The following is a 26,306-nucleotide window of genomic DNA, read 5'->3' as shown; positions in this document are numbered from 1 at the left end:
TCCCGACAAGCCAGTCGTATTCCCCAATCTGAGAGACATCGGAGGAGTAAACGCAGGAACGACTGGCGAGTCCGTTCGTCAATCGTTTACCGCTCAAACGAATTACACCGACTCCCCGCCGGCGACTACAAGTTCGGACTGCTCGGAGTGAAGACCATCTACGACTTGCACACAGAAGTCGAGCGGAGCACAGCACCCGACCCACAATTCGACGGAGTCAGTTCCTACGCACTGGACGTATTGGCCGATGCCACCACTGCCATCTCTGCAAATCTCGCCTCAGTGATCGACAACAAGGTTGCGGTAGCACAAGCCACTAAAGAATTGGGCGATGGTCGCGCAGCTGAGATGATGATCGACACCTACCGGCAGATAATCTCCCTGCCCAGCGTATTGACCCTTACCGGTCACTGTTCGAGGGTCTGGCCGGCAGATATCCGAGCCCCTCACTCTTTCACTGCACAACGGGAAAGGACCGAACAGGTTGGGCGGCAGCAGCATTGCTGAGCATTTTGGGGGTTGATCGATCCGATATCTACCACGATTACCTCCTCACCAATGAGCAACTGATCCCAGCTCTGCATCCGGTATTCATCAAGTTCGAAGCCGCCGGAGGTGATCCCGAATTACTCCGATACATTCTCGGTGTCGAGAAGGAGTCTCTTGATACAGCTTTCGACGAGATGGAGAAGCGATACAGCAACATCGAAGGATACTTCGCCGACGGACTAAAAGTCGAAGAGAGCACAGTCGCCACACTCGAAGAACGTCTACTCGAACCTCGTTGACCCACTTCATCTTCGAAAAAATTGTTCTCCACGAAAAACTGGCCACCCCAATGCGAGTTGGGACGGCCAGTTCGAAATATGTTGCACAACGTGTATGCAGCCAGGAGCGCTATCCGTGCGACAAATCAGTCCAATTCCTTCCGTCGGGCAGGCAGATGCCGGAACGTCACGATCGGTAGGAGCACTGCCAACCCGAGCACACAGAGGCTCGCGCGCAGCGCGACCAATCTGGATTCGACGTTGATCTCTACCGCCCGGTCGAGTTGCGCCGAGGTCAACTCCATTCCGGCAAGGAGACCGCGGAGGTCGCCGTTTGCGACGAAGCTGACCGAACTGGTCGCAACTTCGATTCTGCTGTCGGACCACAGATCCGGGTCGTCGGCAACACTGACCGAGGCGGATTGAGCGAGCACTGACATCAGCACGGCCCCGGCGACGGCGGTACCCGTACACAGCCCCAGAAAGTTCGCCATCCCCCGAGCGCTGCCGATCTCTCCCGAGAGAGACGTAGGACTGGACTCCATGAGCAGTGCACTGCCCGCACTCAACCCGACTCCGATACCGAGACCCAAGCAGACCTCGCTGGCCCAGGTCCACACACCGGACCATTGGTTCGAGATGGTCAGTGCCAGCACGATCACGGACGCGGCAGCAAGCACGTGTGCCCCTGTCAACAGCCAGCGGCAGGCAAGCAATCGCATCAGAGTAGGTGTTGCAGCCGCCGCGACGAGTGCGGCGAGGGAGATCGGTATCAGCATCACTGCCGTACCCAGCGGGCTCTTGCCCAGCACCATCAGCGAATACAACGGCAGCAGGTAGCTCACGCCGGCCATCAGTAGGTTCACCGCGAGCAGGCCACTCAGGCACGCACGGTTTTGCCCCGACCCGAACACCTGGGGATCGAGCAGTGGCGTCCGGTCGCCATCGCGCAACGAGTGTTGGCGGGCGACGAACATGTGCAATACCAGGCCGCCAAGCACCGACAACGCAAGAACGGGCGAGAGGCCGAGCACACTCACGGGTGCAGAATCGGATGCGAGGATTAATCCCCACGTTCCGATCTGATTGATCGCAGCAACCAACAACAGCACACCTACGGCGGAGAGCACGATGCTCGTCTTGTCGATGGCCCCCCGGAACGGAACCCGGGGAAGGACCACGCGGGACGTGATGCCGATCGTTCCGACAATGATGACGAGCAATAGGACGAAGGGCGCCCTCCAACCCCAGGCCTGCACGAGTAGTCCACCGACCAACAGAGCGAGCGCGGCACCGATTCCTGTCGTACCTGCCAGCACCGACACTGCAATTGTGCGTTGCGTACCGGAATATGCCTGGCCGAGAATCGCCAGAGCGTTGGGCACGAGCAGAGCACCGCCGAGTCCGGCTATCGCTTCGCCGGCAATCAACACCGAGACACTCTGCGCCAGAAAACAAGACAGCATGCCGACCGCGTAGATGCCCAAGCCGATCAGCTGAGTGTTCCTGGCACCCAGGACCCCACTGATCTTGCCGCCCGTGACAGTGAAGGCAGCGACGAAGACGCCGTACGCGACAATCGCCAACTGCACGTTCGAGATCGTGGTGTTCAGGCCGTCGACGATCCCGCTGATCGCCATCGGCAGCACCGTAGCGTTGAACACCGATACCAACCCGGTGAAACACACGAGCACTAGAGGTAACCAACTCGCCCTGTGGTGAGTTTCGTCCGCGCACTCTGTTGCCATTACAACGGAGGGTCGCTGATCTGCAGTATCCATCTGTCCACCCCTGATGGGATCGGTCGTGTACTCGGCTGTGGCATATCGGCAACGTTTGTGCCGACGAAAGTGACTGCCCGAGTAGAGCGGCCACCCTCGTCACGGACCTGCTGCCTTCGATCAGGACGGCAAAGTCAGGAACTGCATCGGGACTGTTTCCTCGAAGCGGCGGGAGACGTTGCCTGCGAGTCCGCCCTCGAGCGATGTGTCGCCCATCAGGTCGATCTTGCCTGCCGGCGCGCCCTCGCTGAAGTCCAGCTTGTCGAGATCCACCCACACTACGTTGGGTCGCGTCGTCGAGTCGAAGACGAACCGCTTGTTGGTCAGGTCTGCGACCGTTTGCCAAATCGTCTGTGATGCATAGGGTTTGTCGGGATCAGGAATGCGGAAAGGTTGCGCAGCATTGCGGATGACGCTGAACATTCCGGCGACTGCCTCGACCTCGGTCTTAGGCTCGGGCAATCGGCCTACATAGTAGGCGGCGCGGGCGAACCTGTCGGCTGCCAGCGTGGTCCCGGGCAGCGGCTTGCTGCCGCCGAACCCGTCGACCTCTTTGAGCATTTCGATCTGCTTGTCGTAGGACGGCGAATTGGTCATCACGAGGTGTTTGCGGTCGTGCCAGACAGTGGCCTTGCCGTCGAGGTATTCGATGATCGCCGAATCGCCTGTCGCGTCGTCCAACGCGAGATGAACGGCGGGCACCTCACCGGTCGCCGGATCGCCGAGCGGTACAACCTGAATATCGGACTCGATGATCCACGCGGCAGCATCCGCAACGGTGGAGAAATTGTCCAGGAAATACTGCAACCAGATCGCCATGCTCAAAGCCGGCTTCGACGTGTCATGAGTACCGTAATCCGATTCCGCGAGCCACAGGATGTGGCCGGACAGGCCGGCCTCGTTCATGCCGTCCACTGTCATCATGTCGTAGGCTCCGGCCACGACACTGCCGTATTCGGCGGTCCAACCGAGAGAGCCGCCGACGCCGTCGTTACGTTTGATCCCCCGGGGAAGCAACCACAAATTTGTTCCGGTGTCGCGGTGATAATCCATGTTGCGGCCGACGAGAACGGCCCCGGCGGCATCAGGCCACATTACTCTGGTACACATCATTTCACCTTCCATAGATTCGAGAAAATCGGTAGGCGTCGACCTTTTCAGCGCCACATCAGATTTGGGAAGTACTGTCCGAGAGAATAATCCCGGAAACCGGGAGATCGTTCGCCTGGATTGGCGCCAGCGTGGAACACGCCGGGCACCCATCGTCACTGCGGGTTCAATTAGTGGACTTATTGCGGCGGGTGGTAAGCAGGCCAGCGATCCAACCGAGAAGAAGGATCACCACGAGGGTGAGCCAGAGTGGTGACTGCACGGATACCCAGAACAGTTGGATCGTGGTCGTGCTTCGGTTCTGGAGAATGAAGATCACCGCCAGCACCACCAACACCGCGGCGAGGATGTTACGCGGGGTGAGCAGCAATTGTACGGAAGTTTTCTGGGTGTCCGGGCTCATGGAAGGTACCTTTCGTCATCGCAGTCAGTGAGTATTCAGCCTGAGGCCGGCTCTTCGAACGCAACTCTTGCCGGATTCTACTGTCAGTTCAAGGCTTTCGCTTTGAGCTGGTCGAACTTCTTGGTGGTTATAGTGCGGCGTCGAGCAGCGCACGCGCATCGGTAATCTGCGCTGCCGGGCCCGTCCCAGCCACATTCTCGAGGTACTGATCCGTTGCCGTGCGTGCTGCGAGTTGGCGTTCGCCTATTCCGCGGCCGCGGACGAGAATGTAAAGGAATGCGGTCAAGTAGGGCACGATGACGAGAAGAATCAACCGCGGCCGCCGCGGATGACGAAGCCCTTCTCCGGTTCCTTGATTCCGTCGAGTGCACCGCCGGGCAACGTCAACCGTTCGAGAACGGTGATCTTGTTTCCGGCCATTCGGCCGTCACGGATCATGAATGCCGCACCTGCAAGCGATGCAAGTCCGGAACCGACGAACCATGCAGTCTTGTCATCCACCCCCGCAGGCTTGCGTAAACGGGCGAATGCTTCGTAGTTTCCACTACTGTAATACATTGTGCCCCATTCTATTCAGAGTTGTAACGGCAGAATCCCTCACCCGATGCAATGCCGAGTTTGACCTTGTTAATGTAATTTTCCGTGAGCTACGCTGTGAGCGGCTGCGATTCGACGTCACCGTGCGCCATGATGCCGTAGGGCGTGATGAGCCCCGATGAATCACAGGCATGACGGTCTCGCAAACGGTAGTGAATTCAGCCTGCTTCTGCCATTGCCGGCAAGGGCCGACTGCTCTTGCCGAGAAATACCGCGGAGGCAAGCAGGAAGAAAACAGCACCGACGAAGGTCCCGATATTGGCCATGTTGGGGTCCAGCGTATTCCCGTCACGAAGTATGAAGGACCCGATGGCGGACACACCGAAGGCAATGGATCCGAGTGTATTGAGCCACACGCTTTGCCATTCCGTCGATCGTGGCGCCCAGTACGTGTTCGATCGCAACAGAATAAGCACCGCAAGACCACTCGATACCAAAAATGCAATCGAGCCTTCCGCGTTGGGGTTCCAGACGAGGTGCATCTCCCCGCGCACATTGAGATCGTGCAGCGCCGATCCGGTGCTGATGTTGAACAAAATCGTGCCGAGAAACTGCACTGCTGCCGACAACCACTCAGCACGGACTGCGAGTTTACCGGAGTCCGTGGTGGTTGCCGGCCCGCTGAGCACCAATTGGATAAATGCTGCTCCGGTGAAGAACCACGAACCGGCGAAGAAGAAAATATTCGCGAGTGTCGCACCGAAGAGCACCGATAGGTAGGGGGCTGAACCGAGCGCAAACAGAGTGGATCCGATCACGAAGCCCCAGGACTGCATTCGCAGTGTCGGGTGAATTAACATGTGCGGCAGCATAGTTCAACTGACAAGAATTTTTGCAAGATCTGTAACATCACCTGCAGATTGCCGGCAGGACTTACGTCTCAGCCCACTTCGGTGGAGAGAGTCGGTGCCGAGCCAGAACCTCAGATCTTTTCTCAATTCGCCCGTAATGTCCGAATCTTGATGTTAATGTGCTGCTTATGACAGCCACCTCAAAAGCTGGACACCGTTTACTGTTCCGCAATGTTCGCATCTTCGACGGAGTATCGCCCTCACTCATTACAGGCGATGTTCTGATCGACGGCGACACGATTGCGGGAGTCTCGGAATCCCCCGTGGGTAATGATCCGAGCCGAGAAACAACTGTCATCGATGGCGGCAACCGAGTCCTGATGCCCGGCATGAGTGACGCCCATGTGCATTTGGTCGGCAATGCCAACTCCTACCTCGATATGGTCAGCGGCACCGAAGCCCACATCGCCCTCAACGGCCTCGCCGAGGCGAAAAACATGCTGCACCGTGGGTTCACCACGGTGCGCGACATGGCCGGTGACACCAGCAGCATCAAATCCGTGATCGATCGAGGACTGTTCGAAGGTCCTCGTATCTATCCTTCCCAGGCTGCCATTTCGCAAACCAGCGGACACGGCGACTTCGGATTCGTCTACGAGTGTCCAACTGCGCTCGGCGGCAACCAAAGTCGCGCCGAAGAAATCGGTTTCATGAGGGTGGCCGACGGACCCGACCGAGTACTCGCTGCCGTACGTGAACAGTTGAAAAAGGGTGCATCGCAAATCAAGGTGATGGTCGGCGGCGGCGCAGCATCGATGTACGACCCGCTGTACACAGTCCAGTTCACCGATCCGGAACTACGTGCTGCAGTGCATGCGGCCACCGACTACGGAACCTACGTCGCTACACACGTCTACAACGTCACCGGTATCCGCCGGGCGATCGATGCCGGTGTGAAATCCATCGAGCATGGGCACCTTGCCGACGAACCGACTATTGCTTTGCTGGCAGAGAAAGAAATCTGGCTCTCACTGCAACCTTTCGCGCTCGGCGATCACCACTATCCGGATCCTGATCGCGCCGGCAAGGATCGCGAGATCTGCAGCGGCACCGACAAAGTCTACGAGTGGGCGCGTAAGTACGGCGTCAAAACTGCTTGGGGCACAGACCTTCTCCTGGAACCACAACTCGCACCGAGGCAGAGCGAAATGGCAGCCCGCCTCGGCGACCACTACAGCAACATCGACGCACTCCGCGTCCTCACCTCCGGGAATGCCGAACTATTCCGCCTTGCCGGCGAGCGTGATCCGTACCGGCAGGCACCGTTCGGAGTAATAACCAAGGGCGCCTGGGCCGATGCGCTCCTCGTCGACGGAAACCCTCTCGAGGATCTCAGCCTCCTGGCCGACCCGTCCAAGCGACTGTCGGTCATCGTCAAGAACGGTCAGATCGTCAAGAACATCCTGTAATTCATCAATTCATGGCGTAAACATTCAACGAAGGCACCTCACGTGAGAGTTCCACTCACATGTGACGTTTCTTCGTGCGCGTTTCTGACCTGACACCGAACATATGGGAGGCCACGGTGGTCGAAGTACGTTCCGAAAGTTGGCAATTGCCCGAGGAACGCAGCACCACAGGAACATTGGTGTCTGCCCGCGAGATCGAACTTCACGGCCCTTGGGGGCATGTGTTCGGCCCACTCGATGTCGACATCGATCAGGGTGGCGTGACGATCCTGGCCGCACAGGCCGGTGCCGCACGCACTGCGCTGCTGATGGCACTGTGCGGCCGAATGCGCTTGTCCGGCGGTTCACTGACTGTGCTGGGCTCGGATAAACCGTCAAAGATGTTGGCCAACTCCGCCATTGCGTGCATGAACGAACTCGACGAGGTTCGTCCGTCGGTCACCGTAAGAGATCTTGTGACCGAACAATTGCGGTGGAACTCACCGTGGTACCAGTTCGTACCCCGGGTAGACGATTCGGGTGTCAAGGAGATGTGCGCAGAAACGTTCGGTGACATCGACCTGCCACACCTCAATGCCTTCGTCGACGATCTCCCCGAAATCCAACAGTTGCTGCTGCGAATAGCGGTCGCCAACACCAAACGCCCACCGCTGCTGGTAGTCGGACGCATCGACAAGATCGCCGACGACAATGAACGTGCCGCCTTACTGGAACGTCTTGTCGCACTAGGTGAATACCAATCCGTAATCACCGCGGACGTCAACGCACTTCCGTCGGACACCGGAGTCCACGCAGTTGTGAACATGCAGGGCCTTCTGGGCGCCGGCGATGTCGGCGTCATGACCGAGGTGAGGTGAGCGATGCTGGCAGGTATTTCTCTGGGCAGTGACTCCAAACGCTACCTCCGCGGCGCCATGCCGCGGATCGCGATCGTCACCATCATCTTATTGCCGTTGCTCTACGGCGCAATGTACTTGTGGGCCTTCTGGAATCCGTTCGGGGCGGTGAACAAGATCCCCGCAGCGATCGTCAACAACGACAGCGGGCGAACATCGACAGGCCAACGGGTCGATGCCGGCGATCAGGTCGTCAAGTCACTCATCGCCTCCGGACAATTGGATTTGAACGAGGTTTCGGAACAGGAGGCCGAAGCCGGACTGGCAAGCGGCAAGTACTATTACACGATCACCTTGCCGGAAAACTTCAGCGAAGCGGTCGAGTCGCCGAACGGGACCAACCCCGAGAAGGCGAATCTGAACTTCACCTTCAACGACGCCAACAATTACCTGGCCACCATAATCGGACAGGACGCCTCCGAGCAAGTAATCAACCAGGTCAACTCTTCGGTCGGAGCACAAGGCGTCGGCCAGGTCCTCTCGGGTCTACAGACCGCCGGGTCAGGTCTGGGTCAGGCCGCCGACGGAGCGAACACCCTCGCATCCGGTATCGACACCGCGAAGAGCGGAGCCGACCAACTCAGCTCCGGCGCCAACGAACTCTCCACCAACATGGTCACGGCGCGAGACGGTTCTGCGCAGCTGGCCACAGGTGCCGACCAACTCGCGACAGCAATCGATGGTGTCACCAACCCGTTGCTCACCGCACTGGGATCCGGCGCGGTCCCTGATATCGGTTCCCAGGCATCACAACTGAGTCGATCGCTCACCGCTCTGGGCGATCGGTTACCGCAATCACCTCGAGTGACAATGGCTCCTGCGATTCAGCAACTTGTCGATCTTCTCGGACCTAATGCCGATCCTCTTGTCAAGCAGGCAGTTGCGGCCCTCACCGTCACCGAAGGTCAAAGCGACACTGCCGCACTGCGAGAGGAGATCGCTCAACTCAGCAACGACGCCCGTGCACTCGAGTACCAGCTGACCGACCCGTCCAGTCCGCTGCAATCCTCCCTCGCGCTGCTCAGTGACGGCGGGTTGGCATCCGATGTCCGGCAACTACGCAATGGAGCCGACGAGCTCAGCTCCGGAGCCAAGACCCTGAACTCCGGCCTGATCCAGTTGACCGACGGTAGCGTCCAACTCGCGAGTGGCGCCGACCAACTCAGCTCCGGAATGACCGAGTTGCAATCGGGTTCCACTGAACTCGCCGACGCACTCAAGAAGGGCGCCGGACAAGTACCCAGCTGGACGGACGAACAGCGCACTGCTACTGCAGAAACCCTGTCGACTCCGGTCGCACTCAATCAGAAGTACACGAATGAGGCGCCCACGTTCGGTACCGGATTCGCGCCGTTCTTCCTCTCTTTGGCGCTGTTCGTCGGATGCATCATCACTTGGATGCTGTTGACCCCGTTGCAAGCCCGCGCAACAGTCAGCGGTCTCGGCTTGTATCGGACGGTGCTCGCTTCCTACTGGCCGGCACTGCTGATCGGCATCCTCCAGGTGGTAACGATGTACACGGTGGTGCACATCGGCGTCGGCCTGGATGTCAAACACGTCGCTGGAACGATCCTGTTCCTGATGCTGGTCTCGGCGACCTACCTGGCGATGATCCAGATGTTCAACGCCCTCTTCGGAGTCGCTGTCGGCCGGGTCGTGACGTTGGCATTCCTCATGCTGCAACTGGTGTCCGCCGGCGGCATCTATCCTGTGCCCACAACGGCCAAGCCTTTCCAGTACATCCATCCGTTCGATCCGATGACCTACACAGTCAACGGCCTCCGACAGCTCATCACCGCTGAACACGTCGATTCGCGACTGTGGATAGCCATCGCTGTACTTGTCTGCATTCTGCTCGGCTCGATGACTGTCAGTGCACTCTCGGTCAGGCGCAACCGTCGATACACGATGGAACGTCTGTACCCACCGATCGAGGTGTGATGCGAACTGGGCGGCAACCATCCCGAAGCCAACCCGCCATGACCGGACCCAACCACTAATCGCACCCGAAACATATTGGAGGATAAGATGTCAGATAGCTTTGCAGCCCCCACCGAGACCCTCGCACCGGCGTACACGGGTCGACTCGGTACCGATGCGATCCCCGCCCTCAAGTTGCCCAAGGCCGAAACGGACCCCGAAGCTGTCTACCGCTTCATCCACGACGAATTGATGCTCGACGGAAGCTCACGACTGAACCTGGCGACCTTCGTCACCACCTGGATGGACCCTCAAGCAGATCGTTTGATGGCCGAAACCTTCGACAAGAACATGATCGACAAGGACGAATATCCTGCAACCGCAGAAATCGAAACACGTTGCGTAAACATGGTTGCCGACCTGTTCCACGCCGACGATCTGACATTGGATCCCGCATCTGCAACAGGTGTTTCTACCGTCGGATCCTCCGAAGCAGTCATGCTCGGTGGCCTCGCGCTCAAATGGCGCTGGCGGCAGCGTCGTGAGAGCGAAGGCAAGGATGCCACACGGCCGAATCTCATCCTCGGCAGCAACGTGCAGGTCGTCTGGGAGAAGTTCTGCCGTTACTTCGACGTCGAGCCGAAGTACCTGCCGATGGAAAAGGGTCGCTACGTCATCACCCCCGAACAGGTACGTGACGCCGTGGACGAGAACACCATCGGTGTCGTCGCAATTCTCGGCACCACCTTCACCGGCGAACTCGAACCGGTCGCCGAGATCGCCGCCGCGCTCGACGCGATCGCCGCAGGCGGTGGCCCCGACGTGCCGATCCATGTCGACGCTGCAAGTGGTGGATTCGTAGTCCCCTTCCTGCACCCGGAATTGGAGTGGGACTTCAGGGTTCCGCGGGTCGTCTCGATCAACGTCAGCGGCCACAAGTACGGCATGACCTACCCGGGCATCGGTTTCGTCGTCTGGCGCTCGAAAGAACATCTCCCCGAGGACTTGGTGTTCCGGGTCAACTACCTCGGTGGCGATATGCCGACCTTCACGCTCAACTTCTCGCGATCAGGCAATCAGGTCGTCGGGCAGTACTACAACTTCATCCGCCTCGGTGTTGCCGGGTACACCCAGATCATGGAATCGCTCCGTGACACGGCAATAATGTTGTCGTCGGCGATCTCGAAGATCGATTCCTTGCGGATCATCACCGACGGCACCGCCATCCCGGTCCTGTCATTCGAAGTTGTCGGGGATCCCGGCTTCACGGTGTTCGACATCTCGCACGAGCTGCGAGCGGCCGGATTCCAGGTACCGGCATACACAATGCCGGCTGACGCCGAGGACGTGGCAGTTCTGCGAATCGTCTTGCGAGAGGGATTCAGTCGAGATCTCGCGCATAAACTGGTAACGACCCTCGCGTCAGTCGTCGAACAGTTACGCGAGACCAACGGAGGCAGACCGGCAAAGGCCGCGTTTGCTCACTGATCTACACCGCTGTGCACCCTTATTGACCGTGCGACGGCATATGAAGTGTCATGACACATGAAAGTGGACGCAATGTCATGACACTTCACATAACCGCCCGCGGTTCATGAAGGCGCACAACAGGGATCAGCGCCAACGCGACTGGCCATCGAGGGGAATGGTCGAACCCGTCAGGTAGCCGGCGACTTCGCCGACAAGAAACCTGCCTCAGCCCCGTCGATCCTTGAGATGACCCTTGACCGACTCCACCGACACGCCACTCCGCTTGTACGCACGGCGCCCGGCATCGGTAGCCAACCATCGTGCGATGCGGCCCGCCAGCAGTGGACAGTTGCGCCGCACCCCATTTTTGCCTGGTGACCGTATTCTGTTCACTCGACTCGTGTTGTGTTGTGGAGGCGACGCTCTCGCCCACTCACTCGGATCGTCGGGCACGTTCCTGCCCGTGAAGGGAATTCACATGGCCAGCGTCACTTTCGACTGCGCAACCCGCTCATACGGGGGTTCGGATCGACCTGCACTAGACCAACTCGACTTGGAAATCGCAAATGGGGAGTTCCTCGTTCTCGTCGGGCCGTCCGGCTGCGGAAAGTCGACTTCCCTGCGCATGCTTGCGGGACTCGAGCCTATCGATTCGGGTCGAATCCTGATCGGTAATCGCGATATCACTGACGTAGAACCTCAGAATCGTGACATCGCAATGGTCTTCCAGAACTACGCGCTCTACCCGCACATGACAGTCGGAGCGAATATGGGCTTTGCCCTCAAGATCGCTGGAGTGCCGAAACAGGAGCGTGAATCGCGGGTTCTCGAAGCCTCGCGGATTCTCGATCTCGAACCATATCTCGATCGCAAACCCAAAGCGCTATCCGGTGGGCAGCGACAACGAGTTGCCATGGGAAGAGCCATCGTTCGCAATCCTCAGGTCTTTCTCATGGACGAACCACTGTCCAATCTCGACGCAAAACTGCGGGTACAGACGCGCACTCAGATCGCGTCGCTGACGCGCCGACTGGGTGTCACGACGGTGTATGTCACCCACGATCAGGTCGAGGCCATGACCATGGGGGACCGTGTTGCAGTACTCAAAGACGGTGTCCTACAACAGGTCGACACACCGCGCCGGCTCTATACCAGTCCCGCCAACATTTTTGTCGCCGGATTCATCGGCTCACCCGCAATGAGTTTCATCGATCTTGACATCAACGAGGGTGAGATGTCGCTCGGTGGGACGGTCTACCGAGTCCCACGTTCTGTAGCCGACGCTGCTCTGACTCCCAAGATCACCGTGGGAGTCCGACCGGAGTCATTCGAAATGGTCGACCGCGGAATCCCGGTAACGGTCGACGTCGTCGAAGAACTTGGAGCCGACGCATATGTGTACGGCCATACGATGATCGACGGAAATCGTCACGAACTCGTAATTCGATCGAAGGCGAATACGCCGCCACCGATCGGCTCACGGATCGACGTGCTCCCCGTCGCCGCAAGTATGCACCTGTTCGACCCGACAACCGGAACCCGACTGTCCACGGAGGACAGCACCGTGCACGTTTGACGTCAACTGATTGACGCACCAGGTCCCGCCGCAATGTCCAACTGCGGCGGGACCTTGTTGTTCCATTGCGGTTATATGGACTGAGGCTCAAGCATTTCGGCCCTCGCCGCCACAAGATCCTCCAGGTCCGAGACCGATTTTCCCGCCAACGTCTCCCATACGATCACGGCCGGATTATCACCGAGACTCACCATGTTGGGGACACCCAACACGACTGCACCCGCTGCGCTCGCCGAAGCCAACCCCGGAATCGAATCCTCGATCGCCACAATGCGATCCATCGAAATCGGACCTTCCAGAATGGAAAGTTCCTTCATCGCACGCAGATACGGCTCTGGATGAGGCTTGCCTCGCTCGACCATGTCGCCCGTGATCATGAGCGAAAATGTCTCTGGCGGTAGCGCGCTCACTACAGCCTCCGCCAGCGGCGCTTCACTCATCGTCACCAGCACACACGGGATGCCGGCCTCACGAAGCTGCGCCAACAACTCACGGGCGCCTGGACGCCATTCAATCGACTCACGCACTCCCGCTACAACCGCTGCGACCAATTCGTCGACGATCTCGCGGATCGACAGATCCGCACCCGCCGATTGGAGCACCTCTGCAGAATCCGGTAAGGCATTCCCTACCAGCGCAAGAGCTTGCTCGTCACTCCACTCCACGTTGTACCGCGACAGCAAGGCTCGTTCTGCCGCATGCCAACTCGGCTCGGTATCAACCAGAGTGCCGTCCATATCCCAGAAGACCGCTTGCAACATCAGGACTTCCTTTCTTCGTGTGTATCCACATAGTCAATCGATGGAACGGTGCGCACCACAACACCCTGCGCGCGAATACTCTCGAGAACCTCCACCGCTGCGCCGTCATCGGTGATCAACTCGTTGATCACATCCCATCCGCCCACTCTGTGTAGTGAGGTCTGCCCCAACTTCGAACTGTCCATCAGGAGAATCCGGCGGCCGGCGCACCGAATCATCTCGGATTTGAGCCGAACGACCTTCTCTTCTTGGTGGTAGATGCCATCGTGATCGGCACTCGACGTCGAGAAGTACAGAGCGTCCACTCGCAGCTCGCGTACCGCTTTGGCTGCACCCTCACCAACAAATGACTCGTGACCGGAATCGAAATCGCCGCCGATCGCAGTCACGGAAATACCTGTCACACTGGATAGTTCATGGAGCGAAGGCAGATAGTTCGTGACGACCCGCAACTCTTCGATGTCGATCAGATACTGAATCATCTGCGAGGCAGTGGTGGAATCGTCGAGCATCACCACCTGTCCGGGGGAAACTCCGGACGCGGCGACTGCGCCGATCGCGAGCTTCTGAGGTAGCGCGATTCGACGCCTCAGCGCCGCAGCAATCTCGTAGCTGCTGGTCCGTTCGATACTCACTCCACCCCTGAACTTTCGGACGATGCCACGCCGTTGAAGTTCGTCGAGATCACGGTGAACCGTCATCAAGGAGATATCGAAGTGCGCGGCCAGTGACTGCGCTGACGCCGATTCATCCGCCATCAAGCATTCAAGGATACCGTCCAGCCGTTCTTGTCTGGTGTGGGTGATCAATCGTCGAGTCATCCAAGACCTTGCTGTTGCCGGTGCGATTACGAACCATTTATATCACTCTTCTTGATATGAATGCTCGATGAACTAGTTAAGAATCTTGGGCATCAGAACCGAAACATCCGACCATCTCACACCTGACTCTTCGCCGCACAATTTCTTAATTACGCTGCTAGACAGGATAATTAAGAAAACAAACGGCCATTGCGACATTGCTGCCGCAGCCCAAATGCCCATTTGACGGAGATCCGAGCGAGTGAAACGATCACGTCGATCCACGAAGAGATAACAACGCACATGTGATTTGCATTGTCTCGCATCAAGAAAGCGATATCCCGGAAGAATGGTCTCGACATGTCGTTGACAACGCAGCGCCCGGCACTGACGGAGCTTTCCGCTCCCCCGAGTCGCGTATCAGAGTCGGGGCGCAAAGCACGAAGGCCTAGACGCAAGGGCTACAAGCTTTTTGTCCTCTTCACCTTCCCGAATCTCCTGTTGATTGCCGTATTCGCCTACTGGCCGGTCATCGGCAACATCTGCCTCAGCCTCACCGAATGGGACATGATTGCGCCGACACCTCTGTTCGTCGGCATCGACAACTACACAAAACTGTTCAGCGATCCGGAATTTCTCGGTGTTTTGCGGTTGACCGTGGTTTGGGTTGTCGTGATCGTCGGCGTCAGCTTGACGGCCGGACTCTCCCTGGCATGTCTGTTCAACCGCAAATCCCATGGGAGTACGGCAGTTTCGGCACTGGCTTTCTCACCGCACATTCTGTCTGGTGCCGCAGTCGCCGCAATCTGGCTCTTCATATTCGATCCGAATTACGGGTTGTCTCGTGCGGTGTTCGGGCTGTTCGGTGCTGATTCACCGCACTGGACGACGTCAAGTTCGTGGGCGATGCCTGCTCTGATCATCGTCGCGGTGTGGAAGGGTATCGGCTTTGTTGCCATCGTCTATCTGGCGGCGCTTCAGTCGATGCCGACCGATGTGCTCGAGGCTGCGCGTCTCGACGGAGCCGGCGCGTGGCAGACATTCCGCCACATCACCCTGCCGCTCCTGTCGCCGACCACGTTCTTCCTCCTCATCACCCAAGTCATCAGTGCATTTCAGTCCTTCGATGTAATCGCGATGATGACCAGCGGCGGACCTGCAGGTTCCACAACCACGCTCAGCTGGTTCATCTATCAAGAAGGATTCAAGACATTCAGTGCCGGCACGGCTGCTGCGTCGTCGATGGTGATGTTCGTCGTCTTGATGGGCGTCACCGTGTTCCAGATGCGATTCATCGAGAAGAAAGTGCACTACTGATGTCCGTAATCTCGAGAACCACCACACCTGAAACTATGAAACGGCCACGAACCACTCATTCCCGCCGCCGGTTTCACTGGTCCTGGGTCGGACTGGCCGCCGTGGGACTTGCCTTCGCAATACCGTTCTACTGGATGATTTCGTCGGCCCTCAAGCCGCAGAGCGAGATCTATCAATGGCCGCTACGCATCATCCCCAGCCACTTGGCGTGGGAGAACTTCAGCCATGCGTGGAACGCCGTGCCGTTCGGCAATTTCTTCGTCAACTCGCTGATAGTCACGGTCGTCGGTGCCACCGCCAAGGTCACGTTGGCGATATTTAGTGCCTACGCTTTCGCCTTCCTACCGTTCCCCGGCAAGAAGTGGCTCTTCCTCGCAGTCCTGGGCGCGTTGATGGTACCCGGACACGTCACCCTGCTGATGAATTACATCACCATCGGTAATCTCGGAATGATCAACAGTTACGCCGGAATCATTCTGCCTGGCCTCGCCAGCGCATTCGGCACCTTCCTTTTGCGGCAACACTTTCTGGGACTTCCGAAGGAAGTAATGGAAGCCGCCGAACTCGATGGAGCTGGACACCTCCGAAAGCTCTTCTACATTGCACTGCCGATGTCCGTACCCGCTGTTGTCACCGTCGGATTGATCGCTGTTATCGATGAATGGAATGACTTCATCTGGCCCCTCCTCGTCACCAACTCCGTTCAAATGCGCACTCTTCCCGTCGGTCTGATGGCCCTCAAAGAGAGCGAGGGGGTCAGCAACTGGGGCTCGATCATGGCTGGTACCACGATGGTCGTCCTCCCCATGTTGCTGGTCTTCCTCTTTGCCCAACGATTCATCGTTGCCGGTCTCGCCGGAGCGTCACTGAAGCGCTGACCTGTCTCGATTCTCCGCACTTCCCTTGCCATTTCAGCACCCTCCAGGAGATACCACCGTGTCATTCTTTACCCGATCAGGCTCCGCATCACAGCCTGTGAACATCAGTCGCCGCAGCTTCCTCACTGCTGCTGGCATGACGGCAATCGCCCTTCCCATTCTCGCTGCATGTGGCAGCCCTGCGGGCGGGACATCATCTTTCTCCGCACCGGATGTCAAGCCCCCCACTGAGTTTGCCGGACGAACCAATGTCGTCATCTGGAGCCCGTGGTCGGGAAATAACCACGAAGTCTTCACCGGTGTCCTCGACGGATTCAATCGGTCGCAGACCGACATCTACGCCGAGGTACAGCAGTTCAACGGATACGACGGAGTAACCGAGAAGATCGCGGCCGGACTGCAGGCCAGGCAGATACCTGACATCGGTGTCTTCTCCGACGTCTCGTGGAACAAGTTCTTTCTCAACGACACCCTCGAACCACTGGATGGCTACTTCGACAAGAACTTCGGTCGGGGTGCGTTTAACGAACGCCTCTTCGACGAGGGCGTGGTTCGCGGTGAATCCTTCTGGCTCCCGTTCGGTCGATCGACACCCCTCTTCTACTACAACAAGGAGATCTTTGCCGCCGCCGGTCTACCGGACCGCGCTCCCGCGACCTGGGACGAATTCCGTTCGTGGGGAAAGCAGATCACGGGTCAGAATTACAATGGCAACTCTCTGAAGATGCGCGCATATACCGGCGCCGACGATTGGTACATGCAGGGTCTCGTCTGGAATTTCGGTGGGGCGATCTCCGAAGGCCTCGATGTCACTGTCGACTCGGCCGCCGCAATTGCTGCAGCGGAGTTCGACCGCGCAGTGGTCAATGACGACAAGAGCGGCTATCTCGCACAGGACGTCAACAACGATTTCATGAACGGTCAGGTGGCAACGATTACGAACTCGACCGGATCTCTGACCGGGCTCATCAAAGGCTCTCCCTTCGAGGTGGGGGCAGGCTTCTTACCTCAGCAGAAAACTCACGGGGTGCCGACCGGCGGCGCTGGTCTCGGCATCATGAAAAACGCCAGCCCAGAACGCAAGGACGCTGCGGCCCAGGTACTTGCGTACTTGTCCGGCGAGGAAGCGTCGTCCACCTGGACCGTCGGAACGGGATACCTGCCCTCGACGATAGCCGCTGCAAACTCTACAAAAGTCCGCCAGGTCATGGCCGACAATCCGAGTTACAAGTTGGCCGTCGACCAACTCGAATTGGCACGGCAACCCGACCCGGTTCGCCGGTACGTGCAAAGCACCATCATCGAGATGCGCACCGCGATCCAAAAGCTGTACACCGAAAATGCCGATCCCGCCGCAACTCTGAAAGCGACGGCAACCAAACTGCGCGCCGATACCGAGTCCGTGCGCAAGGTCTACGAAAGCAAGGTCGCCTGACAATGCGATCCGAATCATTCACCCTGGTCGGCCATCGCGGCGCCATGGGCCACGCGCCGGAAAACAGCATCGCGTCATTTCGCCTCGCCGAGCAGATGGGCGTGGACGAGATCGAGTTGGACGTGCGATTAACCGCGGATGGCGTTGCCATCGTGCTCCACGATGCAACACTCGATCGCACTGCCGCCGACGGTTCCGGCCGTGGACTCGGCCCTGTCGCGGAATTGAACTTCGACCAGATCAAAGACATCGAATTGGATTCAGGACGCGGCGTCCTCACCTTCGAGGAAGCGCTCGACAACACCACCGTCACCCTGCAGGTAGAGATCAAAGCTATCGAGGTGGTTCCGGAACTGGGACGGATCGCGCAGGCACGCCCGGACGACGCTCAACGCATACAGTTCACGAGCTTTTCAGCCGACGCACTGCATGCAGTCGCCGAGGTCGCGCCCTTCGTTCCGCGCGGATTGATCGTGGCGGCCTACCCCGATGCCGACAACCACCCGGCGGGCATCAGATCTGTCCTGGCGTCTACCGGCTCGGGTGCCTTCTACTGCGGTTGGAACGGGCTGACCGCAGATCTGGTCCGCGAGCTCCACGAAGCCGGACTGCAGGTTCATGCTTGGCCGCTGAAGACTTCCGACGATGCGGTCCGCGCCCTAGAACTCGGAGTGGACGGCACCACCACCGACTTCCCGGCAGATGCCAAGCAATGGCTTGCCTGCGCCCACACGGCAGGAGGTCAGCCCCAACGCGACTGGCCACCGTCGAGGGGAATCGTCGCACCTGTCAGGTAGCCGGCATCTTCGCCAACGAGGAAGACGATCGCGCGTCCGATATCCGCTTCGGGATCGCCGACGCGGCCGAGGGGAATGCCGGCAACGAAGGCAGCAGCCTCTTCGGGGTTCTTGTCCATCCACCACTGCAGAGCGGGCGTCTGGGCGTGCGGCGCGACATTGAGGACGCGGATGTTGTCCTTGCCCCATTCGCAGGCCGCAGCACGGGTAAGTGAGCGCATGCCTTCTTTGATGGAGCCGTAAGCACCGTAGTTGCTGGCATCCCAACGGACGGCCGCCGAGGTAACCATGTTGATGATGACGCCGCCGCCGCGAGCGTCCATGTGCGGATGCGCTGCCCGCATCATGCGCAGAGTCGCAAGCGGACCGGTTGCGAAAGAGCGCTCGAAATCCTCGTCGAGCACGCTGAGCAGCGGGCCGGGCTTGCAGTCGTTGGCATTGTTGACCAAGATATCGATTCCGCCGAACAGTTCGACCGTACGGTCCACAGCTGCGGTGATGTCGTCCTTGTTGCTGACGTTGCAGACAACAGCCTCGCCGCGGCCGCCGATGTCGGCGAGCAGTCCGCAGGTGGTGTGGAGCTTGGATTCGGTGCGCCCGGCAACCGCGATGACGGCACCTTCCTTGGCCAATGCAAGTGCGATTCCTTGTCCGATTCCCTGGCCGGCACCGGTGATCAGTGCAACTTTGCCGTCGAGCTTGCCCATGTGATTACTCCAATGTCCTTGACGCGGGGACTGGTCGATTCTGGTGACTGCCGGTGTTTGTCGTCTACACTCGACTTACTAAACAACCAAGCACTTGCTTGACCCTAAAGTGTGCGACCATGCCGCGTCAATCATATTGGGCGGCAATTCAGCTCGGCCCCGCATCAGGAAGGCTCCACCGTGTCACTCCCCAACCCTGTCGATTTCAGCGGACGTTCGGTGGTCGTCACCGGCGGCACCAAGGGCATCGGCTTCGTCATCGCCGAAACCTTCCTGGCCGCCGGCGCAAACGTACTTGTCTGTGGCCGAAACGAGCCGGAAACGCTCCCCTCGGCCGACGGCCGCACTGCAGCTTTCAAAGCTACGGACGTCCGTGATCCCGCAGACGCCGCAGCCCTCGTTCAGGAAGCCGTCGACCTTTACGGCCGCGTCGACGTCCTGATCAACAACGCCGGCGGCTCCCCCGACGCCGATGCAGCCACCGTCTCCCCGCGTTTCGTGGAGAAGATCGTGGCATTGAACCTGCTGGCTCCCTTCAACGTTGCGCAGGCAGCCAACGCTGTGATGCAGACGCAGGACGACGGCGGCGCCATCATCAACATCGGCAGCGTCTCGGCCATCGATCCGCAGCCCGGTACCGCCGCCTACAGTGCTGCGAAGGCCGGACTACTGGTCCTGACAAAGGCTTTGGCGCTCGAGTGGGCCCCCAAGGTTCGCATCAATCACATCACCACCGGGCTGATCCGCACCGAGGCTGCAGCATCGGTGTACGGCGACGGCTCTGCTGTCACCGCCACACTTCCGATGGAGCGCATGGCTGTACCGTCGGACATCGCGAATTCCTGCCTGTTCCTGGCCAGCCCGCTTTCCTCGTACGTCAACGGTGCCGACATTGCCGTTCACGGCGGCGGCGAGTACCCGGCCCGCTACATGGCGATGCGCGAGAACTGAAACAGCCCACAAGGAAGCCCCTGAGCGAATGCTCCGGGGCTTCCTTATTTGTATGAACAACTGCGGGGCGCGACGGGGATCAAGCGCCCCGCAGTTGCGACTGTGGGTGCTACGAGGCGGAGAAGCTCACTCGCGCACCGGAAATTGCCAGCTGTCCGTCCTTGTATACCTGGAATGCCAGATCCTCCGAAGTTCCCCACGCCGCGATGGACGGAGTCTCACCCGGATGGATGGCAGCCGCGAAACGACCCTCGAGGCTCACGAGATCAGCCGGGTGAACTCCGGTGACACGAGCGAGTTCGAGCGTGCTGGCCGCCAAGGTGCACAGGCCGTGCATGATCGGACGCGGCTGGTTGATACGCGCTGCGGCCTCGGGATCGATGTGGATGTGGTGCATGTCGCCGAGGAGTCGGTACATCGCCGTCTGGTTCTCGGCGGTGGTCAGGACACCTGTCAGCGAAGGGTCACCCGTGGGCTCGGCCGGACGCGACGGTCCGCGTTCCCCACCGAATCCGCCGGCACCGGGAGCGAACAGCGACCAGGTTGCGACGAAGTACTCGCACTCCACCTTCACCTCGAACACTGCAGCAGCGCCCTTGTCCCACACCTCGCCGACGGAAGCCTTCAGTGCCAGCTCACCGCTGCGGGGCAGCGGGGCAAGCACTTTCAGTTCCTGGGAGCCGTGAAGTGCGGTCGACGTGTCGAACGCACCCTGCGAGCCCAACGCATCCGGAGCCCACTGTGCGAGCGTCAGAGCGAAGGTCGGCAGTACCCGAAGCCGATCCTCGAAGACGAGGTCCAGCTCGGTTGCCTTGGCGCCCACGGCAAGTGCGTACAGGATCGCGTCGCGCTCGGTATAGGAGACGGTGCGGGTACCGAGATCGGCTCCGCGCCAATCGCCGGCGGTCTTCACAGTTTCGGAAGCAGTCATGTTCAATTCCTCTCTCAGACCGCGCCGAGGATGAGACCGCTGGTGGGTACTGCTGTTCCGGCAGTGACCAATACGTTCTCGACGCCCTCGGGCTGATTGGTCGATGTGCCACGAACGAGTCGGACACCTTCGGCAATTCCGTTGACGCCGTGCAGGTATGCCTCGCCGACCTGGCCACCGTGAGTGTTGGACGGCAAGCGTCCACCGATCTCGAGGTTGCCTTCGCGGATGAAGTCCTTGGCCTCGCCGGGCCTGCAGAAGCCCAGTTCTTCGAGCTGTGGAAGCACCAGCGGGGTGAAGTGGTCGTAGAGGATCGCGGCGTTGATGTCGTCCGGTGTTAGGCCGCTCTGGCCGTACAGCTGACGGCCGACCAACCCCATCTCCGGGATACCGGAGATGTCGGGGCGGTAGTAGCTGGCCATCATGTGCTGATCCTTGGCACTGCCCTGTGCCGCGCCCTTGATGATGACGGGCTTGTTGGCCAGAGTCTTTGCGCGCTCGGCCGAGACGATAACGAGGGCCTGACCGCCGTCGGTCTCCTGGCAGCAGTCGAGCAAGTGCAGCGGCTCGGCGATCCAGCGGGAGTTCTGGTGATCCTCGAGCGTGATCGGCTTGCCGTGAAACCAAGCCGCCGGGTTGTTAGCAGCATGCTTGCGCGCCACCACGGCAACACGACCGAAGTCCTCGCTGGTTGCTCCATACTGGTGCATGTACCGCCTCGCGAACATCGCAACCCACTGAGCGGGTGTCGACAGGCCCTGCGGGGTCAGCCACGCGTACGCGGCGCGGTCGGCGGTGCTGTCCATGGGTCGATCATGCTGGCCCGCACCGAAGCGCATCCCGGAACGTTCGTTGAACGCACGGTAGACCACCACGACGTCGGCGATGCCGGTTGCCACTGCCATCGCTGCCTGCTGCACCGACGCACATGCCGCGCCGCCGCCGTAGCCGATGCGGGAGAAGAACTTCAGCTCCCCGAGCCCGCAATTGCGAGCGACGAGTATCTCGCCGTTGGTCTCCATCGTGAAGGTGGTCAGACCGTCGACCTCGGACGGTTCGATGCCGGCGTCCGCGAGCGCAGCGACGACGGCCTCGCAGGCCAACTGTAGTTCGCTACGTCCGGATTTCTTGGAGAACTCGGTGGCCCCGATGCCGACGATGGCAGCGGCACCCGAGAGTGGGCTGATCGCCATCAGGCATTCCCCTCTTCCTTGAAAGCGACTGTGACGGTTCCGGCTGCGTGATTGCCAAGGCTGTTGGCGCCCTGAACCTTGACCACGACGACGCCGTCTTCCTTGGACACAACCTCACCGGACATCGTCATGGTGTCACCCGGGTAGTTGGGTGTGCCCAGACGAATGGCGATGCGACGCAACGTCGATGCCGACCCTGCCCAATCGGTGACGTAACGGCCGACCAGACCGTTGCTGGTCAGGATGTTCATGAAGACATCCTTGGAACCACGTTCCTGAGCCAGGCTCGGGTCGTGGTGGACGTCCTGGAAATCGCGGGTGGCGATTGCCGTAGCAATGATCAGCGTGCGGGTGAGCGGAATTGCCAACTCGGGCAATACCTCTCCGACCGTGATATCGGCATAGTTGCGACCGGTCAAGACTGTCATGCGACCACCTCGACGCCGGACGCGAGCTGAGCACCCAGACGCGCAAGGTCCGAGCTGGCACCGCCGAGCGTGGCGGCAATCTGCTTGCCCCACAGGAGGTGACGGTGGACCGGGTAGTCGGTGTCGACGCCCATGCCGCCGTGAACGTGCGTGGTGCGGTGGACAACACGCTGTCCGCCGTCGGTGGCCCACCACTTGGCGACGAGCACCGAGGTGCCGAGGTCCAGGCCCTCGGTAATGCGCCAGGCGGCCTGCCACAGTGTCACGCGCATCGCTTCGAGATCGATGTAGCAATCTGCGAGTTGGTGATTCACGGCCTGGAAGGTCGCGAGCGGACGGCCGAACTGCATGCGGCCGTTCAGGTACGTGACGGCCTGAGCGACTGCGCCCGAGCCGACGCCCCACTGAATTGCGGCCAATGCAAGCTCAACTCGATCGATCAGCCACGAAACGGTGGTGCCGTCGGCGGAGCCGATCAGCTGCGCGGGTGCACCGGCGAAGGTGACGTTGGCGCAGATCTCGTGGTTGGTGGACTGCGTCTGCTCGACCGTGACGCCGTCGGCAGCCAGATCAACCAGGAAGAGCGCCGCACCCGTGGCCGCCGTCGCAGATACCAGTGCGCGGTCAGCGATATGCGTGATCGGCACAACGGCCTTTTCGCCTGTGAGCGTCCAGTTGCCGTCGGCACCCTGCGATGCCGTCGTCAGCGGGTCGCCGCCGGAGTACGGGCCGAACTCTTCGAGGCCGATAGTGAGGAAACGGCTACCGTCGGCAACACCCGGAAGGAACTCTGCGCGAAGCGAATCCGATCCGAACTCGTTGATCGCGAAGGCTGCGAGCGTGGTCTCCCAGATGGGGACAGCCGCAACGTGGCGCCCCTGCTGCTCGAGCAGTGCGTACAGCTCGCCCAGACCGAGGCCACCGCCGCCGAACTCCTCCGGCAATGCAATGCCGAGCAGACCGGTGGTAGCGAGTTCACGCCACAGTTCGCGGTCGACGCGCTCGGCGGAGAGTTCGATCTCCTTGGTGCGGTCGATGGTGGCCTTGCTGGTGAAAACCTCGTCGGCCAGTTCGCGAATAGCTTCCTGCTCTTCGCTGAAATTGAAGTCCATCAGTGCTCCTCGCGTGCGGCCGGCCGGAACGCGGGAAGCGTCAGATCCGGGTCGGCGTCGATCCAGTCAAGTTCCACGGGCATGTCGACCACGACATCTTCGGGCGCAATACCCACCATGTTGGCGATCAATCGGGTTCCCTCTTCGAGTTCGATGACCGCAACGATGAGCGGGTAGTCGAACGCGTCGATCTTGGGGTGATGATTGACCACGAAGCTGTACACCGTGCCGCGACCGGTCGAGTCGATCGTGTCCCACGCGAGTGACTGGCACTCGCCGCACATCGGTCCGGTGGGATGACGCAGCGTCTTGCAGTCGGTGCAGCGCTGGATCACCAGACGGTGCTCCTTGGCAGCTTCGAACCAGAAAGCGTTGTCCGCGTTGAGCGCCGGACGCGGACGCAATGCCCGCGGAGCTTCCGGAGCCTTGGCTTCCTGCGGCTTGAACCGCAACGTCCGCCACTTCTGCGTACCGACAACCTCATCGTCACCGTTGCGGTAGGTCTTGAGCGTCGTCACGAAGTGTCCGGTGCCGAGGCCCGTCTTCTTCTCCGGGGAAATCGACTCGATGACCTCGGTGTAGTTGATCCGATCGCCGGGGCGAAGTTCGGCGTGGAACTCCTGATCGGAATCGGTGGCTACGACGGAACTGAATCCGGCGGCGTCGAGGGTGGCGATCAGATCGGTCCACACCTGCGACGGGTCGTTGCCGGCCATCTTGTCGGTGAAGGTGCGCATGATCCAGACCTGAAGCATCTGCGCGGGAGCAACGACACCGTCGCGGCCGGTGGCGCGGGCAGCTTCGTCGTCGAGGTAGACGGGGTTGGTATCGCCCATGGTCTCGGCCCAATGCCGGATCATGGGAACGTTGACCTCGTCAGGTCCCCACGTGGTGGGAACGAGCGTCTGGCCTACGAAGGCTTCGAGTTGCGTCTGAAAGTCGCTCACTTGACCCTCTTTTCGCGGACCAAGCCGAGGCCGATGGTGCCGACCATGTCACGCAGAACCTCGTTGACGCCGCCACCGAAGGTGTTCACGACGCCCTGACGGGAGATCTGCTCGATCTGACCGGCGAGGATCGCGCCCGGAGACTCGGGGCGGATACGGCCGGCAGAGCCGAGGATGCCGAGCAGCGTGCGGTACACGTCGACGTGAGTTTCGGTGCCGTACGTCTTGGTGGCACCGGCGTCGGCTCCCGAGAGCGTGTCCTGGGCGACGGCAGCCGTCATCTTCCAGTTCAGCAGACGCATCGCTTCGAGTTTCGCATGCGTGCGAGCGAAATCCTGCTGGACCCAAGGGATGTCGATGGTGCCGTTTTCCTTGGCCCAGTCCAGGACCAGGTTCCACAGGCCGTACGTACGACCACCGATGGCGGCCAAGCCAACTCGCTCGTGGTTGAGCTGCGCGGTGATCAGCTTCCAGCCGCCGTTGACCTCACCGACAACGTCCTTCGCGGGGACGCGGATGCCGGCGTAGTACGTCGACGTCACCATCAGACCGCCGACAGTGTTGATCGGCGACCACTCGAAGCCGGGGTCAGCCGTCGGCACGATCAGGATCGAAATGCCCTTGTGCTTGGGAGCGTCGGCGTCGGTGCGAACCGCGAGCCAGACGTAGTCAGCAGTATTGGCACCACTGGTGAAGATCTTGTTGCCGTCGACAACCCACTCTTCGCCGTCGAGCACTGCGCGAGTCTTGAGCGAAGCCAAGTCGGTTCCGGCCTCGGGCTCGGTGTAACCGATGGCGAAGACGATGTCGCCGGCGAGGATGCCCGGAAGGAAACGTTCCTTCTGCTCCTCGGTGCCGTACTTCATCAACGTCGGGCCGACGGTATTGACGGTCACGAAGGGGAAAGGCAGACCCGCGCGCTGAACCTCGTCGAAGAACACGAACTGCTCTTCGATGGAGCGACCCTGGCCACCGAACTCCACGGGCCAGCCGATACCGAGCCAGCCGTCCTTGCCGAGCAGCTTCACGATCTCGCGGAAGTACTCGCCGCCCACACCTTGTTCACCGGCAGTGCGGCGCTTCTCCTCCGGCAGCAGCGCTGCGAAGTACGCGCGCAACTCCTTGCGGAGCTCCTGCTGCTCGGGCGATTCCCTCAGATCCATCGCGGTTCTCCTATGGCATTCATGGCTAGCAACTCTTGGTCTGGACGCTAACGACGTGGCCACTGCGGCGCTGAAAATGTCTCGTTGAATGGGAAAGCTCCGCATG

General features: G+C 60.0%; 26 protein-coding genes and 1 pseudogene. 12 read left to right on the top strand and 15 right to left on the bottom strand.

The features are described 5' to 3' along the window. The first annotated feature begins 18 nt into the window (after positions 1–18). Together QM600_RS29665 and QM600_RS29660 are read left to right on the top strand one after the other, a co-directional pair. Positions 19–507: a tyrosine-protein phosphatase gene (locus tag QM600_RS29665; RefSeq protein ID WP_349307269.1), complete on the top strand. Its 489-nt coding sequence runs from the start codon at positions 19–21 to the stop codon at positions 505–507. After that, the gene (locus tag QM600_RS29660; protein WP_349307268.1) at positions 393–788 is read left to right on the top strand and encodes a tyrosine-protein phosphatase; all 396 of its coding nucleotides are present in this window, start codon (positions 393–395) and stop codon (positions 786–788) included. Before QM600_RS29665 ends, QM600_RS29660 begins: the two co-directional genes overlap by 115 nt. Positions 789–913: 125 nt before the next feature. Here QM600_RS29660 and QM600_RS16340 read toward each other — a convergent pair whose 3' ends face one another. The 6 genes and pseudogenes from QM600_RS16340 to QM600_RS16315 all read right to left on the bottom strand — a co-directional run bounded on the left by QM600_RS16340 (position 914) and on the right by QM600_RS16315 (position 5,458). Further along, positions 914–2,515 (bottom strand): MFS transporter, encoded by a 1,602-nt coding sequence (locus tag QM600_RS16340; RefSeq protein WP_283262566.1) that lies wholly within the window; start codon positions 2,513–2,515, stop codon positions 914–916. Positions 2,516–2,668: 153 nt separating this feature from the next. Then, on the bottom strand, positions 2,669–3,658 hold the full coding sequence (locus tag QM600_RS16335) for a linear amide C-N hydrolase (protein ID WP_283262544.1): 990 nt from the start codon (positions 3,656–3,658) through the stop codon (positions 2,669–2,671). Positions 3,659–3,824: 166 nt separating this feature from the next. Beyond that, positions 3,825–4,061, bottom strand: coding sequence for a LapA family protein (locus QM600_RS16330; protein ID WP_283262543.1), 237 nt, complete (start codon positions 4,059–4,061; stop codon positions 3,825–3,827). A 127-nt stretch (positions 4,062–4,188) separates the two neighbouring features. Then, a complete protein-coding gene (locus QM600_RS16325) occupies positions 4,189–4,347 on the bottom strand; it encodes a hypothetical protein (protein ID WP_283262542.1) in 159 nt (52 codons plus the stop codon). A 29-nt stretch (positions 4,348–4,376) separates the two neighbouring features. Next, positions 4,377–4,619: pseudogene (locus QM600_RS16320) on the bottom strand (oleate hydratase); the annotation flags it as partial. 197 nt (positions 4,620–4,816) lie between these two features. Further along, positions 4,817–5,458: a hypothetical protein gene (locus tag QM600_RS16315; protein WP_283262541.1), complete on the bottom strand. Its 642-nt coding sequence runs from the start codon at positions 5,456–5,458 to the stop codon at positions 4,817–4,819. Positions 5,459–5,637: 179 nt separating this feature from the next. Here QM600_RS16315 and QM600_RS16310 point away from each other — a divergent pair, with 179 nt between their 5' ends. The 5 genes from QM600_RS16310 to QM600_RS16290 all read left to right on the top strand — a co-directional run bounded on the left by QM600_RS16310 (position 5,638) and on the right by QM600_RS16290 (position 12,780). Then, positions 5,638–6,918, top strand: coding sequence for a metal-dependent hydrolase family protein (locus QM600_RS16310; RefSeq protein WP_283262540.1), 1,281 nt, complete (start codon positions 5,638–5,640; stop codon positions 6,916–6,918). A gap of 221 nt (positions 6,919–7,139) precedes the next feature. After that, positions 7,140–7,775 (top strand): hypothetical protein, encoded by a 636-nt coding sequence (locus tag QM600_RS16305; protein ID WP_283262564.1) that lies wholly within the window; start codon positions 7,140–7,142, stop codon positions 7,773–7,775. A 3-nt stretch (positions 7,776–7,778) separates the two neighbouring features. Beyond that, entirely contained in the window at positions 7,779–9,755 is a 1,977-nt protein-coding gene (locus tag QM600_RS16300; protein WP_283262539.1) for a YhgE/Pip domain-containing protein, read from the top strand. Positions 9,756–9,842: 87 nt separating this feature from the next. Further along, entirely contained in the window at positions 9,843–11,222 is a 1,380-nt protein-coding gene (gad, locus tag QM600_RS16295; protein WP_283262538.1) for a glutamate decarboxylase, read from the top strand. Between the two features lie 460 nt (positions 11,223–11,682). Continuing rightward, positions 11,683–12,780: an ABC transporter ATP-binding protein gene (locus QM600_RS16290; protein WP_283262537.1), complete on the top strand. Its 1,098-nt coding sequence runs from the start codon at positions 11,683–11,685 to the stop codon at positions 12,778–12,780. Between the two features lie 71 nt (positions 12,781–12,851). Here QM600_RS16290 and QM600_RS16285 read toward each other — a convergent pair whose 3' ends face one another. Beyond that, positions 12,852–13,541, bottom strand: coding sequence for an HAD family hydrolase (locus tag QM600_RS16285; RefSeq protein ID WP_283262536.1), 690 nt, complete (start codon positions 13,539–13,541; stop codon positions 12,852–12,854). Further along, a complete protein-coding gene (locus QM600_RS16280) occupies positions 13,541–14,362 on the bottom strand; it encodes a DeoR/GlpR family DNA-binding transcription regulator (protein WP_283262535.1) in 822 nt (273 codons plus the stop codon). Before QM600_RS16280 ends, QM600_RS16285 begins: the two co-directional genes overlap by 1 nt. A 339-nt stretch (positions 14,363–14,701) precedes the next feature. Here QM600_RS16280 and QM600_RS16275 point away from each other — a divergent pair, with 339 nt between their 5' ends. The 4 genes from QM600_RS16275 (at position 14,702) to QM600_RS16260 (ending at position 18,768) form a co-directional block, all read left to right on the top strand. Then, the gene (locus QM600_RS16275) at positions 14,702–15,658 is read left to right on the top strand and encodes a carbohydrate ABC transporter permease (RefSeq protein WP_283262534.1); all 957 of its coding nucleotides are present in this window, start codon (positions 14,702–14,704) and stop codon (positions 15,656–15,658) included. A gap of 134 nt (positions 15,659–15,792) precedes the next feature. Then, positions 15,793–16,536 carry a carbohydrate ABC transporter permease gene (locus QM600_RS16270; protein WP_283262533.1) on the top strand — a complete coding sequence of 248 codons (744 nt, stop codon included), beginning with the start codon at positions 15,793–15,795 and terminating at the stop codon, positions 16,534–16,536. A gap of 58 nt (positions 16,537–16,594) precedes the next feature. After that, positions 16,595–17,971 carry an ABC transporter substrate-binding protein gene (locus QM600_RS16265; protein ID WP_283262532.1) on the top strand — a complete coding sequence of 459 codons (1,377 nt, stop codon included), beginning with the start codon at positions 16,595–16,597 and terminating at the stop codon, positions 17,969–17,971. A gap of 2 nt (positions 17,972–17,973) precedes the next feature. Next, positions 17,974–18,768 (top strand): glycerophosphodiester phosphodiesterase, encoded by a 795-nt coding sequence (locus QM600_RS16260; RefSeq protein ID WP_283262531.1) that lies wholly within the window; start codon positions 17,974–17,976, stop codon positions 18,766–18,768. On the opposite strand, the gene QM600_RS16255 is transcribed toward QM600_RS16260, so the two are convergent. Then, positions 18,714–19,475: an SDR family NAD(P)-dependent oxidoreductase gene (locus tag QM600_RS16255; RefSeq protein ID WP_283262530.1), complete on the bottom strand. Its 762-nt coding sequence runs from the start codon at positions 19,473–19,475 to the stop codon at positions 18,714–18,716. The genes QM600_RS16260 and QM600_RS16255 overlap by 55 nt on opposite strands. Before the next feature lie 180 nt (positions 19,476–19,655). Here QM600_RS16255 and QM600_RS16250 point away from each other — a divergent pair, with 180 nt between their 5' ends. Continuing rightward, positions 19,656–20,426, top strand: coding sequence for an SDR family oxidoreductase (locus tag QM600_RS16250; RefSeq protein WP_283262529.1), 771 nt, complete (start codon positions 19,656–19,658; stop codon positions 20,424–20,426). 109 nt (positions 20,427–20,535) lie between these two features. Here the strand turns inward: QM600_RS16250 and QM600_RS16245 are convergent, their stop codons facing one another. The 6 genes from QM600_RS16245 to QM600_RS16220 are packed head-to-tail and all read right to left on the bottom strand — an operon-like array spanning position 20,536 to position 26,200. Then, positions 20,536–21,357, bottom strand: a complete 822-nt coding sequence (locus QM600_RS16245; RefSeq protein WP_283262528.1) for a MaoC/PaaZ C-terminal domain-containing protein — start codon at positions 21,355–21,357, stop codon at positions 20,536–20,538. Between the two features lie 14 nt (positions 21,358–21,371). After that, complete coding sequence (locus tag QM600_RS16240) at positions 21,372–22,550, bottom strand: lipid-transfer protein (RefSeq protein WP_283262527.1); 1,179 nt, start codon at positions 22,548–22,550, stop codon at positions 21,372–21,374. Next, positions 22,550–22,978, bottom strand: a complete 429-nt coding sequence (locus QM600_RS16235; protein WP_283262526.1) for a MaoC family dehydratase — start codon at positions 22,976–22,978, stop codon at positions 22,550–22,552. Before QM600_RS16235 ends, QM600_RS16240 begins: the two co-directional genes overlap by 1 nt. Further along, positions 22,975–24,090 (bottom strand): acyl-CoA dehydrogenase family protein, encoded by a 1,116-nt coding sequence (locus tag QM600_RS16230; protein WP_283262525.1) that lies wholly within the window; start codon positions 24,088–24,090, stop codon positions 22,975–22,977. The genes QM600_RS16235 and QM600_RS16230 overlap by 4 nt, the downstream gene beginning before the upstream one ends. Next, positions 24,090–25,037, bottom strand: a complete 948-nt coding sequence (locus QM600_RS16225) for a bifunctional MaoC family dehydratase N-terminal/OB-fold nucleic acid binding domain-containing protein (RefSeq protein ID WP_283262524.1) — start codon at positions 25,035–25,037, stop codon at positions 24,090–24,092. The genes QM600_RS16230 and QM600_RS16225 overlap by 1 nt, the downstream gene beginning before the upstream one ends. Beyond that, the gene (locus QM600_RS16220) at positions 25,034–26,200 is read right to left on the bottom strand and encodes an acyl-CoA dehydrogenase family protein (protein WP_283262522.1); all 1,167 of its coding nucleotides are present in this window, start codon (positions 26,198–26,200) and stop codon (positions 25,034–25,036) included. The genes QM600_RS16225 and QM600_RS16220 overlap by 4 nt, the downstream gene beginning before the upstream one ends. Positions 26,201–26,306 lie beyond the last annotated feature (106 nt).

Source organism: Rhodococcus sp. IEGM 1379 (genome assembly GCF_030056815.1).
In the GTDB taxonomy this organism is placed as follows: Bacteria; Actinomycetota; Actinomycetes; order Mycobacteriales; family Mycobacteriaceae; genus Rhodococcus_F.
The sequence above is the reverse complement of the archived record's forward strand: the minus strand, read 5'-3'. Positions and strand labels throughout refer to the sequence as shown.